Source organism: Streptomyces sp. NPDC059080, from assembly GCF_042739975.1.
Taxonomy (GTDB): Bacteria; Actinomycetota; Actinomycetes; order Streptomycetales; family Streptomycetaceae; genus Streptomyces; species Streptomyces benahoarensis.
Genome location: NZ_JBHYGX010000007.1, coordinates 58069 through 82026, shown reverse-complemented (window position 1 = coordinate 82026; position 23958 = coordinate 58069). Strand labels below are relative to the sequence as shown.

The window sequence follows — 23958 nt, the reverse complement described above, 5'->3', positions numbered from 1 at the left end:
CGGCGCGGGGGGGGGGGGGGTCGCTGCGCGTGGCGCGCGAGCTGGCTGGGGGGGCGGGGGGGCGGGGGGTTTATTCACACCAAACCCCGCCCCCCACCCCTTTGTGTTGTAGGGGGAGTTGGCGGATTTATGCGGCGACTTACTTATGACGTAGGCGAGTTGTAGGTGGATGGGCGAGGGGCAGAGAGGGGGCGCGAGTCTTCTCGGGGTGGCCGCCACAGGCAGCTCGGTGGTCGGGGCGGATGGGGATGTGGGGCGGGCCGGGGCCTGCTGAGAGGTCCGGGGGCGCGTTGCTGAGGCGGGCCTGAGCGTGCGCCCGGTACGCGGGCCTTGTGGGTACTGCCGGGGCGCGGCTTGGGGTCTTCCGTACGGCTTTCCTCGCCTCGTTCCTCCTCTCCAGCCGTCTTCCCTCCGGGCTCTCCTCCTCGCGTTTCTCTGTTCTCTGTTCTCCGTTCCCTCGGATTCCTCCGTGTCCGCCCGGTCGCCTCGCCCTGTCCGGTTTTCTCGCCGCCCGCTCTTCTCTTTCGCTTCCTCCCGCTCGTCCGTAGCTCCGTCACCGCCCGGTTTTGAGGTCAGAGGGGAAACGGGTGTCTTGGCCCGTTTAATATGGCGGCTGAATCCGAGGTATGTGGGTGCTGCTCGCTGGAGGGATGCGGATGTCTGGCGGGGGTTCGGGGGCTGCGCGGTCGGATGCCCGGCGTAACCGTGCGCTGGTGCTTCAGGCGGCCCGATCGGCCTTTGCCGAGGGCGGGTTGGCGGTCACTCTCGACGAGATCGCGCGGCGCGCGGGGGTGGGTGCGGGCACCGTTCACCGCCATTTCCCGTCGAAGGGGAAGCTGTTCGCGGCGGCGGTGACGGACCGCATCCGGCTCTTCGCCGACGCCGCGCGCGACCTGGCGGATGTCACGGAACCCGGTGACGTGTTCTTCCGCTTCCTCGCCTCCGTGGTCCGGCTGGCCACGGAGAACCGGGCGCTGGGCGAGGCGCTGGAGGCGGCGGACACGGCTGGGCCCGGCGGGGCGGCGGAGGCCGGGCGGGAGTTCGCCGCGGCGCTCGACGTCCTGCTGCGGCGGGCTCAGGAGACCGGTGCCGTACGTGCGGACGTCGTGATCGGCGACGTGCGGACGCTGCTGGTGGGGTGCCTGGCGATGGAGCGGCGGCGGGCGGCGGAGGGCGATGCGGCCGGTGTTCCGGGGCGGATGACAGAGCTGGCGTGCGACGCGCTCAGGGCAAGCCGCACCGTAACGAAACTCCCGTCCGGCCCCCGGAGGCGTAACGCAACGGAGTGTGGCGTCTGTGGTGCCCCGGTGCCGGTGGCGCGTACGGGACGACCGGCGCGGTACTGCGGCGGGGCGTGCCGACAGAAGGCACACCGTGCACGGCGGGCGCGGACCGGTGACGGGGCGTCGGCCGAGCCACGGCGCCCATAGGGGAGCGTGACGTGCGGACCGCGGATGGCGGGCGCGGGCCAGGACCAGGTGCGGCCCGCGCTGTCAGAGCTGACGCTTGAAGCCCAGGTGGGAGGCTTCGAAGCCGAGCCGTTCGTAGAAGCGGTGGGCGTCGATGCGGGTCGCGTCCGAGGTGAGCTGGACGAGGTGGCAGCCGAGGTCGCGGGAGCGGTCGACGGCCCACTCGATGAGCTGGGTGCCCAGGCCGCTCCCCCGCTCGTCGGCGTGGACGCGGACGCCCTCGATGATCGAACGGGTGGCCCCGCGCCGGGAGAGCCCCGGGACGACGGTGAGCTGCAGGGTGCCGACGGTGCGGCCGTCGCGGACCGCGACGATCAGATGCTGGTGCGGATCCGAGGCGAGGACCTCGTACGCGGTGCGGTACGGGGTCAGGTCGTCCGGGGACTCGCGGGTGGCGCCCAGCGGGTCGTCGGCGAGCATCGCGACGATGTCCTGGAGGTCGGCTTCGGCCGCGCGGCGGATCTCGATATCGCTCATGCGCGCGACCCTATGCGGTACGCGGTAGGGCCGGTACGGCCCGGGGAGAGGCGGCCGAGGGGTGTGGGCGCGCCCGGGGCGTGGGCCGTTCCGGAGCGGCGGGCCGACCGTCCGTTCGCGTCGGCCACCGGCTCATACCGGCGTTCCGTCAGACCGTCGGGGCGAGCGTTTCGACGGCTCGCACCAGGGGGGCCAGCTCCGGGCGGCGCGCGGCTTCGGTGAGGGCCTCGCTCAGGGCGGTTTCATGGGTGGGGCGGGCCTCTACGAGGAGGGCGAGGCCGTCGGCGGTGACGTCGGTGTAGATGCCCCGGCGGTCGTCGGCGCACAGATACCGGGACAGCAGACCGCGCTCCTCAAGGCGGGTGACCAGCCGGGTCGTCGCGCTCTGGCTGAGCACCACCGCGTCCGCGACCTGGTGCATCCGCAGGTGGCCGCCCGGTCCGTCGTGCTGTTCGCTCAGGACGTTGAGCACCGAGAACTCCCGGACGCTCAGCTGGTGGCCGCTCTGCAGTGCGCGTTCGATGTGCGACTCGATGCGGCCGTGCAGCGCGGACAGCGCGCACCAGCCCTGGGCGAGCTCCCGGGTGGTGGGGGCCGGGCAGCCGGATGCGTCGCCGGAGACCGGGGCGGTGGCCGGTTCCGCCTGCGCCACGGGGGCGGCCTGCGGCGTGCGGGGCGTCGGCTGCGTCATCGAAGACCTCCTCGGGGCGTACGAACCAGCGTAGGTCACGAGCGAAAGAGAGGGCGTGTGCAAGGGCGGGAGGGGAGCGGTTGCCGACTTGGTGAGGAGCGCCCGGCCCGGCCTTCACGGACCGGCACGGCGGCCTTCGGGCCGGCCCGGCCTCCGGCCCGGTCTCAGGGCCCTTCCCCGACCGGTCCCTGATCCGGCCCCCGACCCCGCCTCAGTGCCCGTCCCGGCATCGTCCCGGAACTCTCCCGGAGATCTACCGGAGATCTCCGCCCCGAGACGGCCCACCCCTATGAGAGCCGTTTGCCCGAGCCGGGGGGTAGGGGTCGGAATGGGTGAGAAGTAGGGGTACGGGGGGCATGGCGGGGCGACGCGGAGCGCCTAGGCTCCGCGGCATGGGGAAGCTGCATCTGTTCGACATGGACGGGACGTTGCTCCACGGTTCGGCCGCAGCCGTGGAGATCTCCCGGCTGCTCGGGCTCGACCGGGAGATCGCCGAGCTGGAGCGGGGGTTCGCGGCCGGGGAGCTGTCGCCGCCGGAGTTCGCGCAGCGGGCGTGCGATCTGTGGGCGGAGGGGCTGACGGAGCCTCTGGTGGCGGCGTCGTTCGAGGGGGCTCCCTGGCTGGCCGGTATCCGGGAGGTCTGGGCGGACATCCGGGCGCGCGGCGAGCGGTGTGCCGTGATCTCGCTCTCGCCCGGCTTCTTCGTGGAGCGGCTGCTGGGCTGGGGTGTCGACGTGGCGCGTGGCTCCCGCTGGCCCGCGGTGCCGATCCGAGAGCGGGTGGATCCGGCGGGCATCCTCTCCGCGACCGCGAAGGTCGAGATAGCCGACGAGCTGTGCGCGCGGTACGGGCTGACCCGCGCGGACTGCGTGGCGTACGGCGACTCGATGTCGGACAGCGCGCTGTTCGCCGCGGTGCCGACGTCGGTCGCGGTCAACGCCGATCACCACGTCAGTGGGCTGGCGACATGCGCGTACACCGGGCGTGATCTCAGGGAGGCATATGAACTCGCCGCCGCCCCTTGGTAATTCGGGATTCCGAGGCGGATTCGTCCGTTGCGCACGATGAATTTTTCCCTCCGGAGGGAACCGCGGATATCGGATGCCGCGTGTGGAGGGTGCGCGGGTGTGGTGCAGAAGTCTGGTGCGGAAGTTTGGTGCGGAAGGGGACTTGTGGTTTCAACTACTGCCGGTATGGTCGGGGCGGTTCGGCGGCGGGGCGGCGTGAGCCTTCCCGCGCGACGGGCGTGGAAGCGACGCGGTTCGGCGGTGAGGCCACTCATGGCATCCGGATTTCTGTGCATCTGTCCGTTCTGACGGGTCGAGAGGTCGAGGTGCATGGAGGGTGCCTGCTGGCGCTATAGCGGAAATGTGAGTTTTGTCTGCCTTGGTGGGCATTGTCAGAATGGCGTGTGGCGTTGAAGAATTCCGGGGCAGGCTGGGGGAATTCAGGCACGTTCCGACCGACGGAAAGTGCGACGACAACCGAAAGACGTTCGAGGCGAGGCAAACCATGGACGCTCCGACCACCGCGACGGCCGATAACGGCTCTTCCGGAGGCAGCAGTGGCGATTGGGGTTGGTTCACTCCGGCGAAACCGTCGAAGGAGTCCCCCGACGAACAGCAGGAGCGACCGGACCGCGCACACGGCGGGCCCGACGTTCAGGAGGACGGCGGTATCCCCGACGACGTCGCCCACGACCGCGGACCGGAGCCGGATCACGGTGGCTACGGACCCGCCGGCGGGCACGGCCACGCCCCCGATCTCGACTGGTTCGCCGAGCGCCACGACACCGCGTTCGACGGGCCTGGGCCGCGCGTGCCCGAGCAGCCTCCGGCGGTTCGCCAGGAGCGCATACCCGAGCGTCGGCCGGCCCCGGTACGCCCGGTCGGCACCGCCGCCGCCCGCGGCGTAGCGCCCGGGCCCGGCGCGGCCGCCGGGCCGCCCGCGCCCGCGCCGTTCTCCGCCTTCGGGAATCGCCCCTTCCAGGCCGCGTCGGCCCCGGACGCCTCCCCGGCCCCGACGGCTCCGGCGAGCCCCGCCCCGGCCGCGCCCCCGCCCGCCGCAACGAGACCGGCCCCGACGGGCCCCCTGGCCCCGGCCGGCGCCGCACCGGCCCCGACGGGATTCCCGCCGCCGGCCGACTCCGCTCCGACCCCGGCAGCCACCGCACCGACCCCGGCTGCGCCGTCGGCCGCCGCACCGGATCCCGCTATACCGACGGCCGCTGCCCCCATCGACCAGCTCCCCGCAGCCCCCGCCCAGGAATCCGCCGCCGCGCCCATCCCGGAAGCCACCACCCCGGCCACCGCAGCCCCCCAGAGTTCCCCGGCCGCGCTGGAATCCCTCGTCTCGGCCGTCTCCCCCGGCGCCCCGGAGTCCGCCGACGCGGCGCTCATCCGGCGCACGCTGACCGAGATCGAGCTGGTCTCCGACAAGGTGACGTCGTATTTCTACGCGATGCTCTTCGTCCAGCACCCCGATCTGCGGGCGCTGTTCCCCGCCGCGATGGACACGCAGCGCGACCGGCTCTTCAAGGCGCTGCTCACCGCCGCCCGGCACATCGACGACAGCGACCGGCTCACCGCGTACCTCTCGCATCTCGGCCGCGGTCACCGCAAGTACGGCACGCTGCCCGACCACTACCCGGCCGTCGGCGAGAGCCTGCTGGGCGCGCTGGCCCGGTACGCGACGCTGAGCTGGGGCCCGGAGACCGAGGCCGCGTGGGTGCGCGCGTACACCGTGATCTCCCAGATCATGATCGACGCAGCGGCGGAGAACGAGGCGGTCGCGCCCGCCTGGTGGCAGGCCGAGGTCGTCTCCCACGAACGGCGCACCCCCGACATCGCCGTGGTCACCGTCCGCCCCGACCAGCCCTATCCGTTCCGCGCCGGGCAGTACACCAGTCTGGAAACTCCCTGGTGGCCGCGGGTGTGGCGGCACTACTCCTTTGCGTCGGCGCCCCGTTCGGACGGCCTGCTGTCCTTCCACATCAAGGCGGTCCCGGCCGGTTGGGTCTCCAACGCGCTGGTGCACCGCGCCCGCCCCGGCGACGTCCTGCGCCTCGGCGGACCCGTGGGTTCCATGACCGTCGACCACACCACCCGCAACGGCCTGCTGTGCGTGGGCGGCGGCACCGGCATCGCGCCCATCAAGGCGCTCATCGAGGACGTCGCCACCCACGGTGTCCGGCGCCGCGTCGAGGTCTTCTACGGAGCCCGCAGCGACCACGACCTCTACGACATGGACACCATGCTGCGGCTGGAGTCCTCCTACCCGTGGCTCCAGGTGCGCCCGGTCGTCTCCACCGGCCCGGCGGCCGGCCGCGCGAACGGCGTCACCGGTGAACTGCCCGACGCGGTACGGCAGTACGGCCCGTGGCGGGAGTTCGACGCGTACCTGTCCGGGCCGCCCGGACTCATCCGCAGCGGCCTGGCGGCACTGGTGGGGGCCGGGGTCCCGACCGGCCGCATCCGGCATGACTCCGTCGACGAGCTGGTCCCGGCGGGGGAGTGAGGTCTTGGCAATACAGGGTGAGCCCAGTGGTTCACGGGAGGGACACGGCATGCACGACGCGCGTCCGGGCAGCGACGGGGAGCACCTCGTCCAGCAGCGGCTGGGAACGACCGAGCGGGCGAACCGCTTCTACAGAGACCAGGTCCTCGACCACCTCAACGACGCCATGCGGGAGTTCGTGGCCCGGCAGGAGATGCTCTTCCTGGCCACCGCGGACCGCCACGGCGAATGCGATTCCTCGTTCCGGGCCGGACCGCCCGGCTTCATCCAGGTGCTCGACGACCGGTATCTCGCCTACCCCGAGTACCGCGGCAACGGCGTCATGGCCTCGGTCGGCAACCTCTCGGAGAACCCCCGCCTGGGCATCCTGATGGTCGACTTCCTCCGGGACAGGATCGGGCTGCATATCAACGGCCGGGCCCGGGTGGTCCTTGACGAGGAGATGCGGCAGCAGTACCCGTGGCTGCCCGCCGACCCCATCCCCGGGCGGCGCGCGCAGCTGTGGGTGGCCATCGAGGTCGAGGAGGCGTACATCCACTGCGCCAAGCACATACCGCACCTCCAGAAGGTGCCGCCCCAGGAGCGCGGCGCGCGTGCCTGGGGCACCGATGACCAGCGGCGCAAGGGCGGCGACTTCTTCGGCGCGGCAGCCGAGGCCACCACCCGCCCGCCGTTCCGCCGCCCCGGCCACGACCAGGAACATCTGCGCGGCGGCCGCCACGAGGACACCCCCGGGCCCCGGCTCCGCGACGAGCCCGACGGCCTCGTCGAGGCGCTCAACCAAGGCTTCCAGGGCGAGGTCGAACGGGTCCTGGCCCGCGCCCGGCAGCGGCGTCCCGCCGAGGACCCGGGGTTCCGCGGCTGGTTCGGCTGACACCCACGGCCCCGGGGCGCGCGGCGACGGCGGGGGCGTGCGGGGCCGTACGCGCGCCCCCGGGTACTGCCGTCCCGCCCGTACGTCCCTCGGGACCGGCTGGACGGGAACGGCGACCGTCCCCGATCACCCCAGGTCAGGGGCGTGCATCGCCCGTACGCCCTCGATGTTGCCGTCCAGGTAGTGCCGCAGGGAGAGCGGGACGACCTCGACGGAGGCGATGCCCACGCGGGTGAACGGCACCCGCACGATCTCGTACTCCCCGCACGGCTCCTCGACCTCCGGGCCGTGCCGCCGGGAGAGATCCATGGTGTCCAGCCGGCAGACGAAGAAATGCTGCACCTTCACGCCGTCCACACCGCTGTCGCCGATGTGCTCGACGGTGTCCACGAACACCGGGACGACGTCCTTGACCTTCGCGCCCAACTCCTCGTCCAGCTCACGGTGGAGCGCGTCGGTCACCGTGGCGTCCGTGGGCTCGACGCCGCCGCCGGGAGTGATCCAGTAAGGGGCGCGGCCCGGCTTGGTGCGCTTGATCAGGATGAGGTCCGCGCCGTCGAGCAGAATCGCCCGGGCGGTCCGTTTGACGACTGGCCGTACGGTCATAGAGGACAGATGCCGCAGCCACCGGCCAACGAAACCCCGCCGGAGCCGCCGGTTCCGCACCCCGTACGGGACGACCCGGGGACCACCGTCACCGCAGGGCCGTGGCCACCGGGCGGCGACGGCCCCCGCCCGCCCGGTGACGGCGGGCGGCACGGGGCCCGTACGTCAGGCGCCGCGCAGTGCCGTATCCAGCGCCCGGTGGACGTCCGCGATCAGATCGTCCGGGTCCTCGACCCCCACCGAGAAGCGGATGAAGCCCTCCGGTACCGCGTCGCCGCCCCAGCGGGCCCGGCGCTCGGCGGTCGAGCGCACGCTCCCGAAGCTCGTCGCGTCGTCCACCAGCGTCAGCGCGGCGAGGAACCGCTCGGCGTGCGCCCGGTCCGGCAGCGTGAACGACACCACGGAGCCGAACCGCCCCGGCCGCATCTGCGCCACGGCCGGCTCGTGCGACGGGTCGGACGGCAGACCGGGATGACGCACCCCGGCGACCTCCGCCCGTTCACACAGCGCCTCCGCGAGCGCCAGCGCGCCCGCCGACTGCTGCCGCACCCGGAGCGCGAGGGTGGCCAGCGAACGGTGCGCCAGCCAACTCTCCATCGGCCCCGGGATCGCACCGACCGTCTTCCGCCACAGCCGCACCGAATCGGCCAGCTCGGCATCGCGGGTGGTCACGTAGCCGAGCAGGACATCGCCGTGCCCAGTGAGTGCCTTGGTACCGCTGGCCACCGAGAAGTCGGCGCCCAGATCCAGCGGGCGCTGTCCCAGAGGGGTGGCGAGGGTGTTGTCGACGGCCACCAGGGCGCCCCGCTCGTGCGCCACGTCGGCCAGTCGCCGGATGTCACACACGTCCAGCCCCGGGTTGGACGGCGTCTCCAGCCACAGCAGCCGGGCACCGTCCAGGACGTCGAGCTGCGCGTCGTGCGCCGTCGGCGCGGTACGGACCTCGATACCGTAGCTCTCCAGCCGGGTGCGGACCGCGGGCAGCAGCTGGTAGCCGTCCGAGGGCAGCACCACCGCGTCCCCGGACCGGAGCTGCGAGAAGAGAACCGCGCTGATCGCGGCCATCCCGGAGGCGAACGTCACGGTGTGCGCGGGGGCGTGCGGCGACTCCAGTGCGCCGATGGCCTCCTCCAGCAGCGTCCACGTCGGATTGCCGTCGCGACCGTAGGTGTACGGGCCGACGGCGTCGCCGGGCAGATGGAAATGGGCCGCGAACACCGGCCCCGGCAGGGACGGTTCGTGGGCCGCGGGCTCGGGGAGCCCGGCGCGGACGGCGCGGGTGCCGTCACCGGTCATGAGCGCTCCTTGGGTGAGAGGGGGTGTCGTCCCCGGGGAGCGGCGGTGCCCCGGAGCTCCCCCGGGTGAGGGCATCGGAGACCGCCGCCAGCAGACCCGCGCACGCCGCCTCGATCCTCTCCAGGCACCCCGCGAACTCCGCCGGGCCGCCGTGGTACGGATCGGGAACGTCGAGCGTCCCCGGGGCGGGCCCGGCGGGGTCGTACGCGCGCAGCAGATGGACCTTGGCGGCGTCGTCGGGCCCGGGCGCCATCCGGCGCAGCGCCCGCAGATGGCCGCCGTCCAGCGCGATCACCAGGTCGCGGTCCGCGAACCACGAGGCGTCGAAGCGGCGGGCGCGGTGGGCCGCCGGATAGCCGGCCGCGGTGAGCACGGCGACGGTGCGCGGATCGGCGCCCTCGCCCTCGTGCCAGCCGTCGATACCGGCGCTGTCGGCCACGACGCGGTCCCCGAGCCCGGCCGCGGCCGCCTCGGTGCGGAAAACGGACTCGGCCATCGGCGAACGGCAGATGTTCCCGGTGCACACGAAGCAGACGCGGAACGGGCGGCGGGGCGTGCGGGTCACGGTGCGGGTCAGTCCTCGTCGGGCAGCATGACGTGCATGGCCCAGGAGACGATCGATACGATCACGCCGCCGAGCACCGCGGTCCAGAGGCCGTCGACGTGAAACGCGAGATTGAGGTTCCCGGCCAGCCAGGACGTCAACATCAGCATCAGCGCGTTGACGATCAGGGTGATCAGGCCGAGCGTGAGGATGAACAGCGGGAACGACAGCAGCTTCACGACCGGTTTGACGACGAAGTTCACCACTCCGAAGATCAGCGCGACCAGTATCAGCGTCAGTGCCTGATGACCGGTGCTGTCGCCGGTCAGCGAGATGTCCGGCTTCAGCAGGAAGACGGCCACGGCAAGCGCCGCGGCGTTGGCGATCGTCTTGACCAAGAAGTTCTTCATGGTGAGATCGTCGCAGACGAGTCCTGGATGACTGAGGGGTAGGACGTGAAGGCTTTCCGACTGGATGAGCTGGAGGCGGAACGAGCCGCCCACAACGGTGCGTATCTGCAGTTCCTCAAGGAACGCAACATGTCCGTCGGGCTGTACGCGCTCGACGCCGGGGACACCGACCCACAGCAGCCGCACCACCAGGATGAGGTATATCTCGTGGTCAGCGGCCGCGCGGCGATCACTGTCGGCACCGAAACCCAGTCGGTCGCCCGCGGCAGCGTGGTCTACGTCCCCGCGGGGGTGCCCCACAAGTTTCACCACATCAGCGAGGACCTGAGGGTCATGGTGGTGTTCTCTCCCCCCGAAAGCTGAGGGCGGCCCCCGGAACCCGTAAGGGTCGGTTCAGGGATGCCCCAGGGATACGAAGCCCCCACACCGCCCCCCACCGTCCTAGCATCGTGAGTGAAGGGGGACGCAGACCCCGAGCCCGCAGCGGAGCGGCACCACACACTCCGCCCAAGGCAGAGGCGAAGCGGACCATCTCTGGTCAACGGCAGTTCCGGAAACTGCAGTTCCAGTACACAACAGCAGCGGTTGACGACGGCAAGGACCCGGTGCGGCACACGGCAGGCCGCGCCGGGCCCGCCGCGGACACAGAAAGCAGGGCAGAGCAGTGGCAGGTAAGGGAATATTCGCGGGGCTTCCGTGGTGGGTGACCTGGGTCGTGGTGCCCGTGGTCCTGCTCGTCGTCTTCGGCGGGCTGATCGCCAGCGCGGTCGGTTTCCTGATCGGCCTGCTGTTCAAGATCCTCATCGCGGTGGCCCTCATCGCGGGCGTCATCTATCTGGTGCGCAAGTTCAGCGGTTCCTCCACGACCTCGTCGAAGAGCGACTGGTAACCGCTCCGCGGCGGTAACGACACCGCCGTCCCCGCTCGCCACCGACGCCCCGCTTCCTCCCCCTGGAGCGGGGCGTCGGTGTGCCCGGGGGGCTGGCGCTGGGGATTCGGCGCGGGGAAGGGCCCTGGCATATTCGGCCACATCTCACCCACGGCTCCCCACGACGGCGGGGGTTTCGCCCCTCGCCCAGTGCAGCCCCACCCGTCACATCGCAGCAGCTCAAGCACCTTGCAGCTATGGGCTGGTGAGCCCGCGCGGGCCCGGCGCGGGGCTGGGATGGCGTTGCCCGGTGGGCAGCATCAAGAAGTGCGCCAGGTGAGTTAACTCCCAGGCCATTCGGGTTACCACTCGGTTGCACCGCGTTAGAGTGCGGTCGCAGGCGTCTTCCGGATGATGACGTTCCGGAAAATAACGACCGAGGCGGGCATGCGGCCCGGACGTCGAGAACGGGGCCCTGGGAGACGCGCGCGGCGCGGGAACGATCCCGCGGCCGGGGCTTCCCGTGCCCCACGGGCGATCGAACTGGGGGTCGACGTTGGCAGCCGAGAGTGGCGAATCCATTTCTCACCCCACACTGATCGGGTCCGTCCAGCGCGCCCTGCGGCTCCTCGAAGCGGTCGGCGCGCATCCGGAGGGCGCCCCGGCCAAGCAGCTCGCCCGCGAGGCCGGGTTACCGCTGCCGACCACGTATCACCTGCTCCGCACCCTGACCCACGAGGGCTATCTCCGTCGCCGCAACGGCGTCTTCGTCTTCGGCCCGGCCGCGGACTCCCTCGGTCGGGCCGGTGAGCAGCGGCACCGGCGCCAGGAGCTCTCCGAGACGCTGGCCATGCTCGGCAAGAGGCTGAACGCAGCGGTCTACTTCGCCGTCTACCGCGACGGAGAGGTGGAGGTGGTCGCGGCCAGCGGCACACCGGAACGGCCGCCGGTGGAGGAGTGGGTCGACTTCCGCTCCACCGCCCATGCCCATGCGATCGGTCAGTGCCTCCTGGCGCAGCTCGACACGGCCACCCGCAAGGAGCACCTGTCCCGTTATCCGGTGCAGTCCATAACCCCCTTTTCCGTGCGATCCAATGACGATCTGCTGCACCGATTGGATACGGTGCGTCGCGGGCACGTGGCGTATGAACAACAGGAATATGCCCTTGGCACGGTTTGTTCTGCGATTCCCGTCCAGGTCGGCTCCGTCGCCGCGGCGCTGGCGATTTCTCTCCCCGCCGAGGAGCTGCATCGATTGCGTTCCGTCACGGCGCGACTACGGAAAATGGCGGAGGCGACACTAACGACACTCGCCTTCTCTATCAGTATCTGAAAACTCACTCCTTGTGATCTGCTGGCACGTGACAGACGATGGCGTCAATAGGGCCTCGGGGGACGAAACCCGGCCATCCCGATCTAGTGCGGGGCAGTGGTTGATGACCGACACAGTTCAGGCAGAAGTGATCATGAGCTTCCTCGTTTCCGAGGAACTCGCCTTCCGGATCCCGGTGCAGCTGGACTTCGACAGCGCCGATCCGTACGCCGTCCGCCTCACCTTCGACCTACCCGGCGATATGCCGGTGACCTGGGCTTTCAGCCGCGAGCTGATGCTCGACGGGCTGAGCAGACCCTCCGGTGAGGGCGATGTGCGTATCGAACCGGCCGGCGGCGGACATCTCAGCGATGTCTTCATCAGTCTCCAAGTGGGCTCCGAACGCGCGCTTTTCCGCGTCAGCGCCCCGCCCCTGGTGGCCTTCCTCGACCGTACGGACCGCCTGGTGCCGCTCGGCACGGAAGAGGTGTGCGACACCCTGGAGGCCGTACTGGACCGCATCCTCACCGAGGCGTCGAAGGCGAGTTGACCTCGCCCTCGTCCGCGGGCAGCCCCACCGTCCGCGGCGGCCCGGACCGCCCTGTCCCCCGGCGGTCCGGGCCGAGCGCCACCCTCGGACCCGGTCGGTCCGGCGACCGCTCTCGCCGGTACCCGACACCGCCCCCAGCAGCCCTCACACCTTGCGGCGCCGCCCACGCGTCCCGCGTCCGCCGCGCCGCGCGCCCGCCCGGCCCCCGGCTGGTGGAGCACCGGCGTCCCGGCGGGCCGCTTCGTTCCCGGCAGCGCCCGGCCGTACGCGGTCGGCCGAGACGACCAGCGCGGCCAGCAGCGTCGTCAGCGGCACCGACGCGACCAGCCCGATGCTGCCGACCAGCGTCCGCACGATTTCCTCGGCCACCACTTCGCTCCCCGCGACCGCGCCCACCCCGCTCTGCGCGATCGAGAAGAGCAGCATGAGGGGCAGCGCCGCGCCCGCGTAGGCGAGGACGAGGGTGTTCACCACCGAGGCGATGTGATCCCGGCCGATCCGCATCGCCGCGCGGTACAGCGCGCGCCAGGACGCCGACGGATCGGCCTCCTTCAGCTCCCACACGGCCGCGGTCTGGGTGACCGTCACATCGTCGAGCACCCCCAGCGAACCGATGATGATGCCCGCCAGCAGCAGGCCCCGGATCTCGATGTCCGGGAAGAGCCCGTGCACCAGCCCCGTGAAGTCGTCGGTGTTGCCGGTCAGCAGCGCCCAGCCGATGAACACCGAGCCGAGCAGCCCGATGAGCAGCAGCGAGGCGAGGGTGCCGAGGACCGCGACCGAGGTCCTGGCCGTCAGACCGTGACACATGTACAGCGCGATCAGCATGATCGCGCTGCCGCCGACCACCGCGACGACCAGCGGATTCGAGCCCTGCAGGATCGCCGGGAGGATGAACAGTGTCAGCACCCCGAAGCTCGCCACCAGCGCGGCCAGGGCCAGCACCCCGCGCAGCCTTCCCACCACGACGACGGCGCACGCGAAGAGCGCGGCCAGCACCCACATCGGTACGGTCCGGTCGACGTCGCTGACCGAGTACTGCAACTCCTTCGGCGCCTTGGGGGAGTACGCGACCCGGACCTCCTGCCCGGTGGTGTAGTGGCGCAGCGCGTCCGGGGTGACCACCGTCTCGAAGGTCCGCCCGGTGTTCTCGCCCGTCGTCACCTCCACCGTCGCCACCTCGCAGGGTCCCTTGGCCTTCGCCGGGCGCCCGTCCGGCTGCTCGCCCGGGACCGGCTGCTCCTGGGCGTGGACCGTGGCGCAGTCGACCTCGGCGACCTTGGTCACGCGGGCCGACTCCTGGGGCTGGTCGAAGCCGACGCCGGACGGTCTGTGGCCGGGTGCGCCGCTCGGCCACAGCACCACCAGGCCGACCGCGACGGCGACGGCGAACGGGATCAGTACCGCGGTGATGACCTTCCGCAGATGCCGGGAGACGGGCGCCGCCGGGCCGTGCCCGTGCCCGTGCGTATGGCCGTGCCCGTGCCCATGGCCGTGGGCCTGGGGGGAGGCGGGAGAGTGCGAGGACGTGTCGGTGCCGGTCACCGCCCGATCATCGCAAGAAGCCCGGGCCCCCTGGCCACCTCGCGGTACCGGCCGCTACCGTGGTGCCACCTTTGCAATCGCGGGAGCTCGGAGCACCGGGCTGAGAGGGCGCTGACCTTCGTTCCGACGACGTTTCACGTGAAACGTCGCGGACGGAAGCCGCTGCGTCGACCGCCGAACCTGTTACCGGGTAATGCCGGCGTAGGGAGTTGGGTCTTCATGACTCTGCAGGATGCACGCACGCCCGAAAACGGCGAGTCCGAGCGGGACGGCTCCGTCAAGGAGTTCGGCCAGCACAAGGGCTACGTCGTCGGATCACGCCCCGACCTGCGGGTACCGGTCCGGCGAGTGCACCTCACCAACGGCAAGGACGTGACGCTGTACGACACGTCAGGTCCGTACACCGATCCCCAGATCGACACCGATGTCCGTCGCGGTCTGGCGCCGCTGCGGGAGAACTGGATCATCGCGCGGGGTGACACCGAGGAGTACGCGGGCCGCCCGCCACGCCCCGAGGACGACGGTCTCAAACACACCTCACCCCGCGGTGGCCTGCGCAATCTCGACGCGGTCTTCCCCGGGCGGCCCCGCCAGCCCCGGCGCGGGCGGGGCGGCGCGGCAGTCAGCCAACTCGCCTATGCACGGCGCGGCGAGATCACCACGGAGATGGAGTACGTCGCGGTCCGCGAGGGCGTGACGCCCGAGTTCGTCCGTGACGAGATCGCGGCGGGCCGTGCGGTGCTCCCGGCGAACGTCAACCACCCGGAGATCGAGCCGATGATCATCGGCAAGAACTTCCTGGTGAAGGTCAACGCCAACATCGGCAATTCCGCGGTCACCTCGTCCATCGAGGAGGAGGTGGAGAAGATGACCTGGGCGACCCGCTGGGGCGCCGACACGGTCATGGACCTCTCCACCGGCCGCAACATCCACACCACCCGCGAATGGGTGCTGCGCAACTCCCCCGTGCCGATCGGCACCGTCCCCCTCTACCAGGCGCTGGAGAAGGTCGACGGCAAGGCCGAGGAGCTGACCTGGGAGATCTACAAGGACACCGTCATCGAGCAGGCGGAACAGGGCGTCGACTACATGACGGTCCACGCCGGTGTGCTGCTGCGGTACGTGCCGCTGACCGCTCGCCGCAAGACCGGCATCGTCTCCCGCGGCGGCTCGATCATGGCTGCCTGGTGCCTGGCGCAGCATCAGGAGTCGTTCCTCTACACGCATTTCGAGGAGCTGTGCGACATTATCGCGTCGTACGACGTGACGTTCTCGCTCGGTGACGGGCTGCGTCCGGGGTCGATCGCGGACGCCAACGACGAGGCGCAGTTCGCGGAGTTGCGGACGCTCGGCGAGCTGAACAAGGTCGCCAAGGCGCACGGCGTGCAGACGATGATCGAGGGCCCGGGCCATGTCCCGATGCACAAGATCAAGGAGAACGTCGACCTCCAGCAGGAGATCTGCGAGGAGGCGCCATTCTACACCCTCGGCCCGCTGACCACGGACATTGCGCCCGCCTACGACCACATCACGTCGGGTATCGGCGCCGCGATGATCGCCTGGTGGGGTACGGCGATGCTCTGCTACGTCACGCCCAAGGAGCATCTGGGCCTGCCGGACCGCGACGATGTGAAGACCGGCGTCATCACGTACAAGATCGCGGCCCATGCGGCGGACCTCGCCAAGGGGCATCCCGGCGCCCAGGAGTGGGACGACGCGCTGTCGGATGCCCGCTTCGAGTTCCGCTGGGAGGACCAGTTCCATCTGGCCCTCGACCCCGACACCGCGCGGGAGTTCCACGATGCGACGCTGCCCGCGGAACCGGCGAAGACGGCGCACTTCTGCTCCATGTGCGGGCCGAAGTTCTGCTCGATGAAGATCAGCAGGAGCATCACGGAGCAGTTCGGCGGCGAGGACGGCGCCAGCCCCGAGGAGATCGAGGCGGGCATGCTGGAGAAGTCCAAGGAGTTCGCCGCCGCGGGCAACCGCGTCTACCTCCCGCTGGCCGACTGACCCTCCGCCGCACCGGGGCCTCCTCCTTCAGGGGCGGGCCCCGGTGCGCTCCGGCCGGCCGACGAACGTCCCAGGTCAGCCGCGTGTGGCAGCGTCCCGGCTCTACGGGCGCCCCAGCGGCGACGGGTCGAGCCGGGCGAAGCCCTCCTGGCGCTCGTACGGGAAGTAGGGGTACGGGGCGGCCTTGACGCTCGCGGCGTCGAGCCGCGCCACCTGGTCGGGGGTCAGGCTCCAGCCGACCGCGCCGAGGTTCTGCCGGAGCCGCTCTACTACCGCCTGCTGACCAGCGACGCACCGCTCGGCGAGGCGGCCGCGGACCGCGCCGCGGAAGCCGCGGTCGCGGCCGCACGGGCGGGGGTCTTTACCAAGTCGGCGAAGTGACGCGGCTGTCGGCCGTACCGGGCGCGGCGACCGGACCGGCGGCCGCGTTCCGGTTGCCGTCCGCCGCGTCCCCATATCGCGGCTCGCCGCCCGGGATTGTTACGTTGGCCGTTCCGGCCCGCCGTTGGCGAGGGGCGGGGTGGCACAGGCGCACAGGGGTGGGACATGAAGTGGGTGGGCGTGGTCTGGTTTCTCCGGCATGCCGGGGAGTTCGGATTCAGCCAGGGCGCTCTGCCCGGCGCGATCGGCACGCTCGCCGTGCTGCTCCTCGCCGTGCTGCTGGGCTTCGGGCTCCACCGCGTCGACCGCATACGCCGCATCCGTTACGCGCCGGTCGCCCTCGCCGCCACCTTCTTCAGCGCCGGGGTCATCTGGCTCGCCGTCACCTGACACACCCCGGACGGCGACCCTTAGGGGACGCGCCGCGTGTCAACGTTCAGGAATCCAGCGGAAGCTGGGTGACGAGCAGCTTTCCGGCCATGGTCACGCCGCCGTCCATCGCGATGGCCAGACCGTCGGCGTAGACGTGCGGACCCTCGACGGCGACCTGCTCGCCGTCACTGTCCTCCGTGCCGACCTCGCCCAGCAGATACGGGATCGGGCTGTGGCCGTGCACGACGCGTGTGCCGCCGTAGGTGTCGAGGAGACGGCGCGCGGCCTCGGCGCCGGAGTCGTCGCGGAACGCGAAGCGCTTGGTGAACTTACGGAAGAGATCCCAGACTTCGTCGGCTTCGCTGCGGGTCAGGACGTCGTGGACGGTGTCGTTGACGGCCTCGATCGAATCGCCGTATTCGAGGTACGCGGTGGTGTCGGAGTGCACGAGCAGGTGCCCGTCCTCCTCCATCACGGCGTCCAGCCGGGCCATCCACTGGAGGTGGTGGTCCTCCAGGCGGTCCATATCGGTCTTCTGGCCGCCGTTGAGCAGCCAGGCGGCCTGGAACGACGCGGTGCCCGCGCCCGACTGGACGGGGGCGTCACCGAACCGCTTGGCGCCCAGCAGCAGCAGCTCGTGGTTGCCCATGAGCGCCTTGCAGTACCCACCGGCCGCCGCCGCCTCGGCGGACAGCTGCATGACGAGGTCGATGACGCCGATGCCGTCCGGACCACGGTCGGTGAAGTCACCGAGGAACCACAGCCGGGCGTTGCCCGCCGCCCAGCTGCCGTCCTCGTCGATCAGGCCCTCGGCGGTCAGTGCCTCGCGCAGCTCGTCGTAGTAGCCGTGCACATCGCCGACGACGAAGAGGGGGCCGGGACCGGCGGCCGCCTCACCCTCGGTCTCCGGGGCGGGCAGCAGATGCGCGGCGGGCTGGTCGATGAGGGTGTCCGTACGGCTCGCGCCGATGACCGGTAGATCGCGGGCGGTTGGCGTGTACCCGTCGGGCAGTTCGTCGGGTTGCGGCGGGGCGGCGGGCGCCGCGGGGGGCGGTGCGGGGGCGTTGTCCTGCGGCGGGCCCAAGGGGGCGCCGTCGAACGGTCCGGGCGGCGATGAGGACGCCGGAGTGTGTGCCGCCATGGTCCACGCCATGGGTCCCTGACCGGCCCCCTGAGTCATTGACCCCTCCACCATCGCGCCGCCGTGTACCTCTCGGACCTTTGCCTGGTCGACGGCGGTCCGCGGTGTCGTTCGCCCATCATAGGAACGCTGCTCGCGGGTTGTGACGCACCAGGGGGTGGTCAATCCGCCGGAGCCCGGCGTTCCCGGATGTTTTCTCCCGAGATCAACCCGTTTTTTCCGGGCGCCGACAAGGGCGCCCATTCACCGCCGGGGCGTGCGCCCCGCCGATTCCGGGAGCGTACCCGCCGATCGGCCCATGATCACGGCCCGCGGCACACAAGTGCGGTGCCGCCGCGCGGAGGTGCGCCGGCCGAGGACACCGTACGGCGCCCGTGGCCGGCGCGCGGACCACGGACCCGGTCAGTCGCCGGCCGGGCCGCGCGGCGGACTGACGGTCGTGCGGGGCGAGCGCCGCTGGGACGACGTCCGCACGATCAGGTCGGTCGGTATCACCTGCTCGACGGGGCCCTCGGTGGCCAGCCCCTCGATGGCGTCGATGAGGATCTGGACGACGGCGGTGCCGATCCGGCGGGGCTTGAGGGACAGCGTGGTGACCGGCGGCTCGGTGGTGGCGTAGACGGTGGACTCGCTGCAGCACACCAGCAGCAGATCGTCCGGTACGCGCAGGCCGTAGCGGCGCGCGGCGGCGAGCAGGTCGGTGCCGTTCGGATCGAAGAGCCCGTAGACGGCGTCGGGTCGGTCCGGGCGGGCCAGCAGCCGGTCGGCGGCGACGGCGCCCGCGCAGGGGTCGTGCGCCGGGTAGGACTCGTAGACCGGGTCCTGGCCGACGCGTTCGCACCACTGCAGGTAGGCGGTGGTGGACAGGCGGGTGTAGGTGTCGGTCGTGGTGCCGGTGAGCAGGCCGATGCGGCGGGCGCCGGCCGCGGCGAGATGGTCGAGGAGGCCGAGGACGGCGGCCTCGTGGTCGTTGTCGACCCACCCGGTCACGGGCAGGGATCCGCCAGGGCGGCCGTCGGAGACGACGGGGAGGCCGTGGCGGACGAGTTCGGTGACGACGGGGTCGCCGTCCGCCGGGTCGATGACGACGGTGCCGTCGAGGGCGACGTTGGACCACACGTCGTGGCGGGACGTCGCGGGGAGGATGACCAGCGCGTATCCGCGGGCCAGGGCGGCGGAGGTGGCGGCTCTCGCCATCTCGGCGAAGTAGGGGAATTCCGTGAAGGTGAAAGGTTCATCCCCGTACGTGGTCACGGTCAGGCCGATCAGCCCTGACTTGCCGGTACGGAGCGTGCGGGCGGCGGCGGACGGGCGGTAACCCAGCCGGTCGGCCACTTCGCGGACGTGGCTGCGGGTGGCGTCCGGAAGCCGGCCCTTGCCGTTGAGCGCGTCGGAGACGGTCGTGATCGATACACCGGCCGCGGCGGCCACATCCCGGATGCCTGCCCGCCCCAGCCGGCGACCGGTCGACCGGCTCACCTGGTGGTTCCCTGCTGCTGTCATGGCGAGCCGATAGTAGGGCTCGGAAAGCCCATCGGAGGGGATCGCCTGACGCGCCGGAGGAGGAACATTTCTGCATGGTGATATGCCGTCAGTTGCCATGCATAGAAAGGTAATTAACGGGGTTTTTGATGGTTCGCTGGGTCGGTTGGGGTGTTCGCCTGGCGATGTTCTCAGGTCTCGAAGAGGTCTCAAGTCACCTTCACGGGGGACGCGCGCCAGGGAGCGAGCCACCGGCGCACGATTATGGAGCGTGCGCCCCTTGTGCGGCCGGGCGGCGGGCGTGGCGTGTGCGCACGGGGCGGCGGCCGCCATGGCTCCGGAGGGACTGCCGCCAGGCGGGGGAATCCTCATAAGGTGTGCAGTATTCGTGTCGAGCGGGACGGTCGAGGAGGACCTGCGGTGAGCGAGAAGACCCCGAAGCTGCGTGCGGCGCTGGACGGCATCCCCACCTACAAGCCCGGCCGGCCGGCGGCGTCGGACGGGCCGGTGGCGTACAAGCTGTCCTCCAACGAGAACCCCTATCCCCCGCTGCCCGGTGTCCTGGAGCGGGCCGTCGAGGCGGCGGGCGCCTTCAACCGTTACCCCGACATGGCCTGCACGGGGCTGATGGCGGAGCTGGCCGAGCGTTTCTCGGTGCCGGTGGAGCACCTGGCGACCGGCACCGGCTCGGTGGGTGTGGCGCAGCAGCTGGTGCAGGCCACGGCCGGGCCGGGCGACGAAGTGATCTACGCCTGGCGGTCGTTCGAGGCGTACCCGATCGTCACCCAGGTCTCGGGGGCCACCTCCGTGAAGGTGCCGCTGACCTCCGGTGAGGTGCACGATCTGGACGCCATGCTGGCGGCGATCACCGACCGCACCCGGTTGATCTTCGTCTGCAACCCCAACAATCCCACCGGCACCGTCGTGCGCCGGGCCGAGCTGGAGGCGTTCCTCGACCGGGTGCCGGACGGCATCCTGGTGGTGCTGGACGAGGCGTACCGCGAGTTCGTCCGTGACCCCGAGGTGCCGGACGGCGTCGACCTCTACCGCGACCGCCCCAACGTCTGCGTGCTGCGGACCTTCTCCAAGGCGTACGGCCTGGCGGGGCTGCGGATCGGGTTCGCGGTGGCGCACGAGCCGGTGGCTGCGGCGCTGCGCAAGACGGCGGTGCCGTTCGGCGTCAGTCAGCTGGCGCAGGAGGCGGCGGTGGCGTCGCTGCGCAGTGAGGCGGCGCTGCTGGAGCGGGTCGACGCGCTGGTCGCCGAGCGGACGCGGGTCGTCGCGGCGCTGGCCGCGCAGGGCTGGGAGCTGCCGCCGTCCGAGGCGAACTTCGTCTGGCTGCGGCTGGGGGAGCGGACGGTGGAGTTCGCCGAGGCGTGTGAGCGGGCGGGGGTCGTGGTGCGGCCGTTCGCGGGTGAGGGGGTGCGCGTGACGATCGGCGAGAGCGCGGCGATGGATCTGTTCCTGGGGGTCGCCGAGGAGTTCCGCAAGGCGGTGTGACGGAACATTTCCGGCCAGGAGGCCGCGGGTCCTACGGGCCCGCGGCCTTTTGCGTGCTCCGGTGGGTCGGCCCCCGTGAGGCGTGATGCGGAGCGGTTCCGAGGGCGTGACCACGGTCACGTACCCCCCGTCCGAGCAGGTTCGGGACGTAGGAGATAATTGCTTGTGAATGTGAACGCGTTCACAAGCGCGCCGTTTATGTCCCGCTTCACTGCGTGCATAAAGGGCGAAAGCCGTAGTGAAGCGGCGACGTAAGGAGAACCGACGTGGAGCTGGCGTTGGCGCCAGAGACCTTGGCGCGATGGCAATTCGGCATCACCACCGTCTACCACTTCCTCTTCGTGCCCCTGACGATCTCCCTCGCCGCTCTGGTGGCCGGGCTGGAGACCGCATGGGTGCGGACGGGTAAGGAGAAGTACCTTCGAGCCACCAAGTTCTGGGGCAAGCTTTTCCTGATCAATATCGCGATGGGTGTCGTCACCGGCATCGTCCAGGAGTTCCAGTTCGGCATGAACTGGTCCGACTACTCACGCTTCGTCGGTGACATCTTCGGCGCCCCGCTCGCGTTCGAAGCGCTGCTGGCCTTCTTCTTCGAGTCCACCTTCATCGGACTGTGGATCTTCGGCTGGGACAAACTGCCGAAGAAGATCCACTGCTTCTGCATGTGGATGGTCTCGATCGGCACCGTGCTGTCCGCCTACTTCATCCTCGCGGCCAACTCCTGGATGCAGCACCCGGTCGGCTACAGGTACAACGCCGCGAACGGCCGGGCCGAGCTGACCGACTTCTGGAAGGTGCTCACCCAGGACACCACGCTGGTCGTCGTCTTCCACACTCTCACCGCCGCCTTCCTCACCGGCGCCGCGTTCATGGTCGGTATCTCCGCGTACCACCTGATGCGCAAGAAGCACGTCGCGGTGATGCGGACGTCGCTGCGGCTCGGGCTGGTCACGCTGGTGATCGCCGGGATGCTCACCGCGATCAGCGGCGACTCGCTCGGCAAGGTGATGTTCAAGCAGCAGCCGATGAAGATGGCCGCCGCCGAGGCGCTGTGGGACAAGGAGGAGCCCGCACCGTTCTCCGTCTTCGCCTACGGCGACGTCGACAAGGGCCACAACAAGGTCGCCATCGAGGTCCCCGGCCTCCTCTCCTTCCTCGCCCACAACGACTTCTCCTCGCCGGTGCCGGGCATCAACGACGTCAACAAGGCCGAACAGGAGCGGTTCGGGCCGGGCGATTACCGGCCCAACATCCCCGTCGCGTACTGGGGCTTCCGCTGGATGATCGGCTTCGGGATGACGTCCTTCGCCGTCGGGCTGGCCGGGCTCTGGCTGACCCGGAGGAAGTTCTGGCTCGCGCCGGGGCTGCGGACCGGGGACGACGAGCCACCCCGGCTCGTGCTCACGAAGAACTCCGCGCTCGGCGCCCGGCTGAGCAAGTGGTACTGGTCGCTGGCGTTCGTCACCCTCGGCTTCCCGCTGATCGCCAACTCCTGGGGCTGGATATTCACCGAGACGGGCCGCCAGCCGTGGGCCGTCTACGGCGTGCTGCGCACCTCCGACGCGGTCTCCCCCAGTGTCTCCCAGGGCGAGGTACTCACCTCGATGATCGTCTTCACCGCGCTCTACGCGATCCTCGCCGTCGTCGAGGTGCGGCTGCTGGTGAAGTACGTCAAGGCCGGACCGCCGGAACTCACCGATGACGACCTCAACCCGCCCACCAGGATCGGCGGCGACTCCGACGCCGACCGGCCGATGGCCTTCTCGTACTAGGAGGCGACTGTGCAACTCCACGACGTCTGGTTCGTCCTCATCGCCGTGCTCTGGACGGGCTACTTCTTCCTGGAGGGCTTCGACTTCGGGGTCGGTGTCCTCACCAAACTCCTCGCCCGTGACCGCACGGAGCGACGGGTCCTGATCAACACCATCGGTCCGGTCTGGGACGGCAACGAGGTGTGGCTGCTGACCGCCGGCGGCGCCACCTTCGCCGCCTTCCCGGAGTGGTACGCCACTCTCTTCTCCGGCTTCTACCTGCCGCTGCTGGTGATTCTCGTCTGCCTGATCGTGCGCGGTGTCGCCTTCGAGTACCGCGCCAAGCGCAGCGAGGAGAGGTGGCAGCGCAACTGGGAGCACGCGATCTTCTGGACCTCGCTGCTGCCCGCGTTCCTGTGGGGCGTGGCGTTCGGCAACATCGCCCACGGCGTGCAGATCGACGCGCACAAGGAGTACGTCGGCGGTGTCCTGGACCTGCTCAACCCGTACGCGCTGCTGGGCGGGCTGGTCACGCTGACGCTGTTCACCTTCCACGGTGCGGTCTTCGCCGCGCTCAAGACGGTCGGTGACATAAGGGAGCGGGCCCGCCGGATGGCGACCGGGCTCGGGTTGGTCGCCGCGGTGCTGGCGACCGCATTCCTGGTCTGGACGCAGGCGCACCGGGGCGACGGCGCCAGCCTGGTCGCACTGGTCGTGGCGGTCGTCGCGCTGCTCGCGGCGCTCGGTGCCAACCGGGCGGGCCGGGAGGGCTGGGCGTTCAGCTTCTCCGGCCTCACGATCATCGCCGCGGTGGCGATGCTGTTCCTGACGCTCTTCCCGAACGTCATGCCGTCGACGCTGAACGATGCCTGGAGCCTCACGGTCACCAACGCCTCGTCCAGCCCGTACACCCTGAAGATCATGACCTGGTGCGCCGGGATCGCGACGCCGATCGTGGTGCTCTACCAGGGATGGACGTACTGGGTGTTCCGCAAGCGCATCGGCACCCAGCACATCGCCGAGGCCCACTAGGCCCGCGGCGCCTTCCCTCCCAGGAGGGCGCCGCGGGCACCCGCCGGGGTGGGCCCCGATATCCCCCCGTGTCCGGCGCCCACCCCGACCGCCCGCCCCAGCCCCCCCGGCGGTTGCGCACCCCCGAG

Annotated in this window: 22 protein-coding genes, 1 pseudogene and 1 riboswitch; of the genes and pseudogenes, 13 read left to right on the top strand and 10 right to left on the bottom strand. The window is 70.8% G+C overall.

The features are described 5' to 3' along the window. The first annotated feature begins 713 nt into the window (after nucleotides 1-713). Nucleotides 714-1430, top strand: a complete 717-nt coding sequence (locus ACFWWQ_RS07830) for a TetR/AcrR family transcriptional regulator (protein ID WP_384591843.1) — start codon at nucleotides 714-716, stop codon at nucleotides 1428-1430. Nucleotides 1431-1493: 63 nt separating this feature from the next. Here the strand turns inward: ACFWWQ_RS07830 and ACFWWQ_RS07825 are convergent, their stop codons facing one another. Both ACFWWQ_RS07825 and ACFWWQ_RS07820 read right to left on the bottom strand, forming a co-directional pair. After that, a complete protein-coding gene (locus ACFWWQ_RS07825) occupies nucleotides 1494-1946 on the bottom strand; it encodes a GNAT family N-acetyltransferase (RefSeq protein ID WP_384591840.1) in 453 nt (150 codons plus the stop codon). A gap of 148 nt (nucleotides 1947-2094) precedes the next feature. Beyond that, nucleotides 2095-2637, bottom strand: coding sequence for a MarR family winged helix-turn-helix transcriptional regulator (locus ACFWWQ_RS07820; RefSeq protein WP_384591837.1), 543 nt, complete (start codon nucleotides 2635-2637; stop codon nucleotides 2095-2097). 392 nt (nucleotides 2638-3029) lie between these two features. Here ACFWWQ_RS07820 and ACFWWQ_RS07815 point away from each other — a divergent pair, with 392 nt between their 5' ends. The 3 genes from ACFWWQ_RS07815 (at nucleotide 3030) to ACFWWQ_RS07805 (ending at nucleotide 7027) form a co-directional block, all read left to right on the top strand. Beyond that, a complete protein-coding gene (locus tag ACFWWQ_RS07815) occupies nucleotides 3030-3665 on the top strand; it encodes an HAD family hydrolase (RefSeq protein ID WP_384591834.1) in 636 nt (211 codons plus the stop codon). A 484-nt stretch (nucleotides 3666-4149) separates the two neighbouring features. Next, a complete protein-coding gene (locus tag ACFWWQ_RS07810; RefSeq protein WP_384591831.1) occupies nucleotides 4150-6153 on the top strand; it encodes a globin domain-containing protein in 2004 nt (667 codons plus the stop codon). Nucleotides 6154-6202: 49 nt separating this feature from the next. Next, nucleotides 6203-7027, top strand: coding sequence for a pyridoxamine 5'-phosphate oxidase family protein (locus tag ACFWWQ_RS07805; protein ID WP_384591828.1), 825 nt, complete (start codon nucleotides 6203-6205; stop codon nucleotides 7025-7027). A 126-nt stretch (nucleotides 7028-7153) separates the two neighbouring features. Here the strand turns inward: ACFWWQ_RS07805 and ACFWWQ_RS07800 are convergent, their stop codons facing one another. The 4 genes from ACFWWQ_RS07800 to ACFWWQ_RS07785 all read right to left on the bottom strand — a co-directional run bounded on the left by ACFWWQ_RS07800 (nucleotide 7154) and on the right by ACFWWQ_RS07785 (nucleotide 9883). Further along, complete coding sequence (locus ACFWWQ_RS07800; RefSeq protein WP_030285604.1) at nucleotides 7154-7633, bottom strand: NUDIX domain-containing protein; 480 nt, start codon at nucleotides 7631-7633, stop codon at nucleotides 7154-7156. Between the two features lie 165 nt (nucleotides 7634-7798). Beyond that, nucleotides 7799-8929 (bottom strand): cystathionine gamma-lyase, encoded by a 1131-nt coding sequence (locus ACFWWQ_RS07795; protein WP_384591825.1) that lies wholly within the window; start codon nucleotides 8927-8929, stop codon nucleotides 7799-7801. Continuing rightward, nucleotides 8919-9494 carry a low molecular weight protein-tyrosine-phosphatase gene (locus ACFWWQ_RS07790; RefSeq protein WP_384591822.1) on the bottom strand — a complete coding sequence of 192 codons (576 nt, stop codon included), beginning with the start codon at nucleotides 9492-9494 and terminating at the stop codon, nucleotides 8919-8921. Before ACFWWQ_RS07790 ends, ACFWWQ_RS07795 begins: the two co-directional genes overlap by 11 nt. Before the next feature lie 8 nt (nucleotides 9495-9502). After that, nucleotides 9503-9883, bottom strand: coding sequence for a phage holin family protein (locus tag ACFWWQ_RS07785; protein ID WP_384591819.1), 381 nt, complete (start codon nucleotides 9881-9883; stop codon nucleotides 9503-9505). A 45-nt stretch (nucleotides 9884-9928) separates the two neighbouring features. On the opposite strand from ACFWWQ_RS07785, the gene ACFWWQ_RS07780 reads away from it, so the two are divergent. The 4 genes from ACFWWQ_RS07780 to ACFWWQ_RS07765 all read left to right on the top strand — a co-directional run bounded on the left by ACFWWQ_RS07780 (nucleotide 9929) and on the right by ACFWWQ_RS07765 (nucleotide 12613). Next, nucleotides 9929-10246 carry a cupin domain-containing protein gene (locus ACFWWQ_RS07780; RefSeq protein WP_143944133.1) on the top strand — a complete coding sequence of 106 codons (318 nt, stop codon included), beginning with the start codon at nucleotides 9929-9931 and terminating at the stop codon, nucleotides 10244-10246. Between the two features lie 301 nt (nucleotides 10247-10547). Next, nucleotides 10548-10772, top strand: a complete 225-nt coding sequence (locus ACFWWQ_RS07775) for a DUF5326 family protein (RefSeq protein WP_384591815.1) — start codon at nucleotides 10548-10550, stop codon at nucleotides 10770-10772. 535 nt (nucleotides 10773-11307) lie between these two features. Beyond that, nucleotides 11308-12084 (top strand): IclR family transcriptional regulator, encoded by a 777-nt coding sequence (locus ACFWWQ_RS07770; protein ID WP_384591812.1) that lies wholly within the window; start codon nucleotides 11308-11310, stop codon nucleotides 12082-12084. A 103-nt stretch (nucleotides 12085-12187) separates the two neighbouring features. Further along, on the top strand, nucleotides 12188-12613 hold the full coding sequence (locus tag ACFWWQ_RS07765) for an SsgA family sporulation/cell division regulator (protein WP_384591809.1): 426 nt from the start codon (nucleotides 12188-12190) through the stop codon (nucleotides 12611-12613). Nucleotides 12614-12757: 144 nt separating this feature from the next. Here ACFWWQ_RS07765 and ACFWWQ_RS07760 read toward each other — a convergent pair whose 3' ends face one another. Next, on the bottom strand, nucleotides 12758-14158 hold the full coding sequence (locus ACFWWQ_RS07760) for a YibE/F family protein (protein ID WP_384591806.1): 1401 nt from the start codon (nucleotides 14156-14158) through the stop codon (nucleotides 12758-12760). Between the two features lie 69 nt (nucleotides 14159-14227). Further along, nucleotides 14228-14383: riboswitch (TPP riboswitch) on the top strand. Here ACFWWQ_RS07760 and thiC point away from each other — a divergent pair. Then, complete coding sequence (gene thiC, locus ACFWWQ_RS07755; RefSeq protein ID WP_384591804.1) at nucleotides 14378-16171, top strand: phosphomethylpyrimidine synthase ThiC; 1794 nt, start codon at nucleotides 14378-14380, stop codon at nucleotides 16169-16171. It overlaps the preceding riboswitch by 6 nt. Before the next feature lie 102 nt (nucleotides 16172-16273). Here the strand turns inward: thiC and ACFWWQ_RS07750 are convergent. After that, a pseudogene (locus tag ACFWWQ_RS07750) lies at nucleotides 16274-16438 on the bottom strand (aldo/keto reductase); the annotation flags it as partial. 279 nt (nucleotides 16439-16717) lie between these two features. Here ACFWWQ_RS07750 and ACFWWQ_RS07745 point away from each other — a divergent pair. Beyond that, on the top strand, nucleotides 16718-16942 hold the full coding sequence (locus ACFWWQ_RS07745; RefSeq protein ID WP_384591801.1) for a hypothetical protein: 225 nt from the start codon (nucleotides 16718-16720) through the stop codon (nucleotides 16940-16942). A 46-nt stretch (nucleotides 16943-16988) separates the two neighbouring features. Here the strand turns inward: ACFWWQ_RS07745 and ACFWWQ_RS07740 are convergent, their stop codons facing one another. Continuing rightward, on the bottom strand, nucleotides 16989-18065 hold the full coding sequence (locus ACFWWQ_RS07740) for a metallophosphoesterase (protein WP_384591798.1): 1077 nt from the start codon (nucleotides 18063-18065) through the stop codon (nucleotides 16989-16991). A 402-nt stretch (nucleotides 18066-18467) separates the two neighbouring features. Beyond that, nucleotides 18468-19568, bottom strand: coding sequence for a LacI family DNA-binding transcriptional regulator (locus ACFWWQ_RS07735; protein WP_384591795.1), 1101 nt, complete (start codon nucleotides 19566-19568; stop codon nucleotides 18468-18470). Nucleotides 19569-19967: 399 nt separating this feature from the next. Here ACFWWQ_RS07735 and hisC point away from each other — a divergent pair, with 399 nt between their 5' ends. The 3 genes from hisC (at nucleotide 19968) to cydB (ending at nucleotide 23830) form a co-directional block, all read left to right on the top strand. Next, a complete protein-coding gene (hisC, locus tag ACFWWQ_RS07730; protein ID WP_384591792.1) occupies nucleotides 19968-21047 on the top strand; it encodes a histidinol-phosphate transaminase in 1080 nt (359 codons plus the stop codon). Nucleotides 21048-21313: 266 nt separating this feature from the next. After that, nucleotides 21314-22819: a cytochrome ubiquinol oxidase subunit I gene (locus tag ACFWWQ_RS07725; RefSeq protein ID WP_384591789.1), complete on the top strand. Its 1506-nt coding sequence runs from the start codon at nucleotides 21314-21316 to the stop codon at nucleotides 22817-22819. A 9-nt stretch (nucleotides 22820-22828) separates the two neighbouring features. Beyond that, nucleotides 22829-23830 carry a cytochrome d ubiquinol oxidase subunit II gene (gene cydB / locus ACFWWQ_RS07720; protein WP_384591786.1) on the top strand — a complete coding sequence of 334 codons (1002 nt, stop codon included), beginning with the start codon at nucleotides 22829-22831 and terminating at the stop codon, nucleotides 23828-23830. Nucleotides 23831-23958: the final 128 nt, after the last annotated feature.

Coding starts and splice junctions, on each gene's coding strand:
- ACFWWQ_RS07825 (WP_384591840.1), bottom strand. CDS start 1,946: ATGAGCGATATCGAGATCCGCCGCGCGGCCGAAGCCGACCTCCAGGAC.
- ACFWWQ_RS07820 (WP_384591837.1), bottom strand. CDS start 2,637: ATGACGCAGCCGACGCCCCGCACGCCGCAGGCCGCCCCCGTGGCGCAG.
- ACFWWQ_RS07815 (WP_384591834.1), top strand. CDS start 3,030: ATGGGGAAGCTGCATCTGTTCGACATGGACGGGACGTTGCTCCACGGT.
- ACFWWQ_RS07810 (WP_384591831.1), top strand. CDS start 4,150: ATGGACGCTCCGACCACCGCGACGGCCGATAACGGCTCTTCCGGAGGC.
- ACFWWQ_RS07805 (WP_384591828.1), top strand. CDS start 6,203: ATGCACGACGCGCGTCCGGGCAGCGACGGGGAGCACCTCGTCCAGCAG.
- ACFWWQ_RS07800 (WP_030285604.1), bottom strand. CDS start 7,633: ATGACCGTACGGCCAGTCGTCAAACGGACCGCCCGGGCGATTCTGCTC.
- ACFWWQ_RS07795 (WP_384591825.1), bottom strand. CDS start 8,929: ATGACCGGTGACGGCACCCGCGCCGTCCGCGCCGGGCTCCCCGAGCCC.
- ACFWWQ_RS07785 (WP_384591819.1), bottom strand. CDS start 9,883: ATGAAGAACTTCTTGGTCAAGACGATCGCCAACGCCGCGGCGCTTGCC.
- ACFWWQ_RS07765 (WP_384591809.1), top strand. CDS start 12,188: ATGACCGACACAGTTCAGGCAGAAGTGATCATGAGCTTCCTCGTTTCC.
- thiC (WP_384591804.1), top strand. CDS start 14,378: ATGACTCTGCAGGATGCACGCACGCCCGAAAACGGCGAGTCCGAGCGG.
- ACFWWQ_RS07745 (WP_384591801.1), top strand. CDS start 16,718: ATGAAGTGGGTGGGCGTGGTCTGGTTTCTCCGGCATGCCGGGGAGTTC.
- ACFWWQ_RS07740 (WP_384591798.1), bottom strand. CDS start 18,065: ATGGCGGCACACACTCCGGCGTCCTCATCGCCGCCCGGACCGTTCGAC.
- ACFWWQ_RS07735 (WP_384591795.1), bottom strand. CDS start 19,568: ATGACAGCAGCAGGGAACCACCAGGTGAGCCGGTCGACCGGTCGCCGG.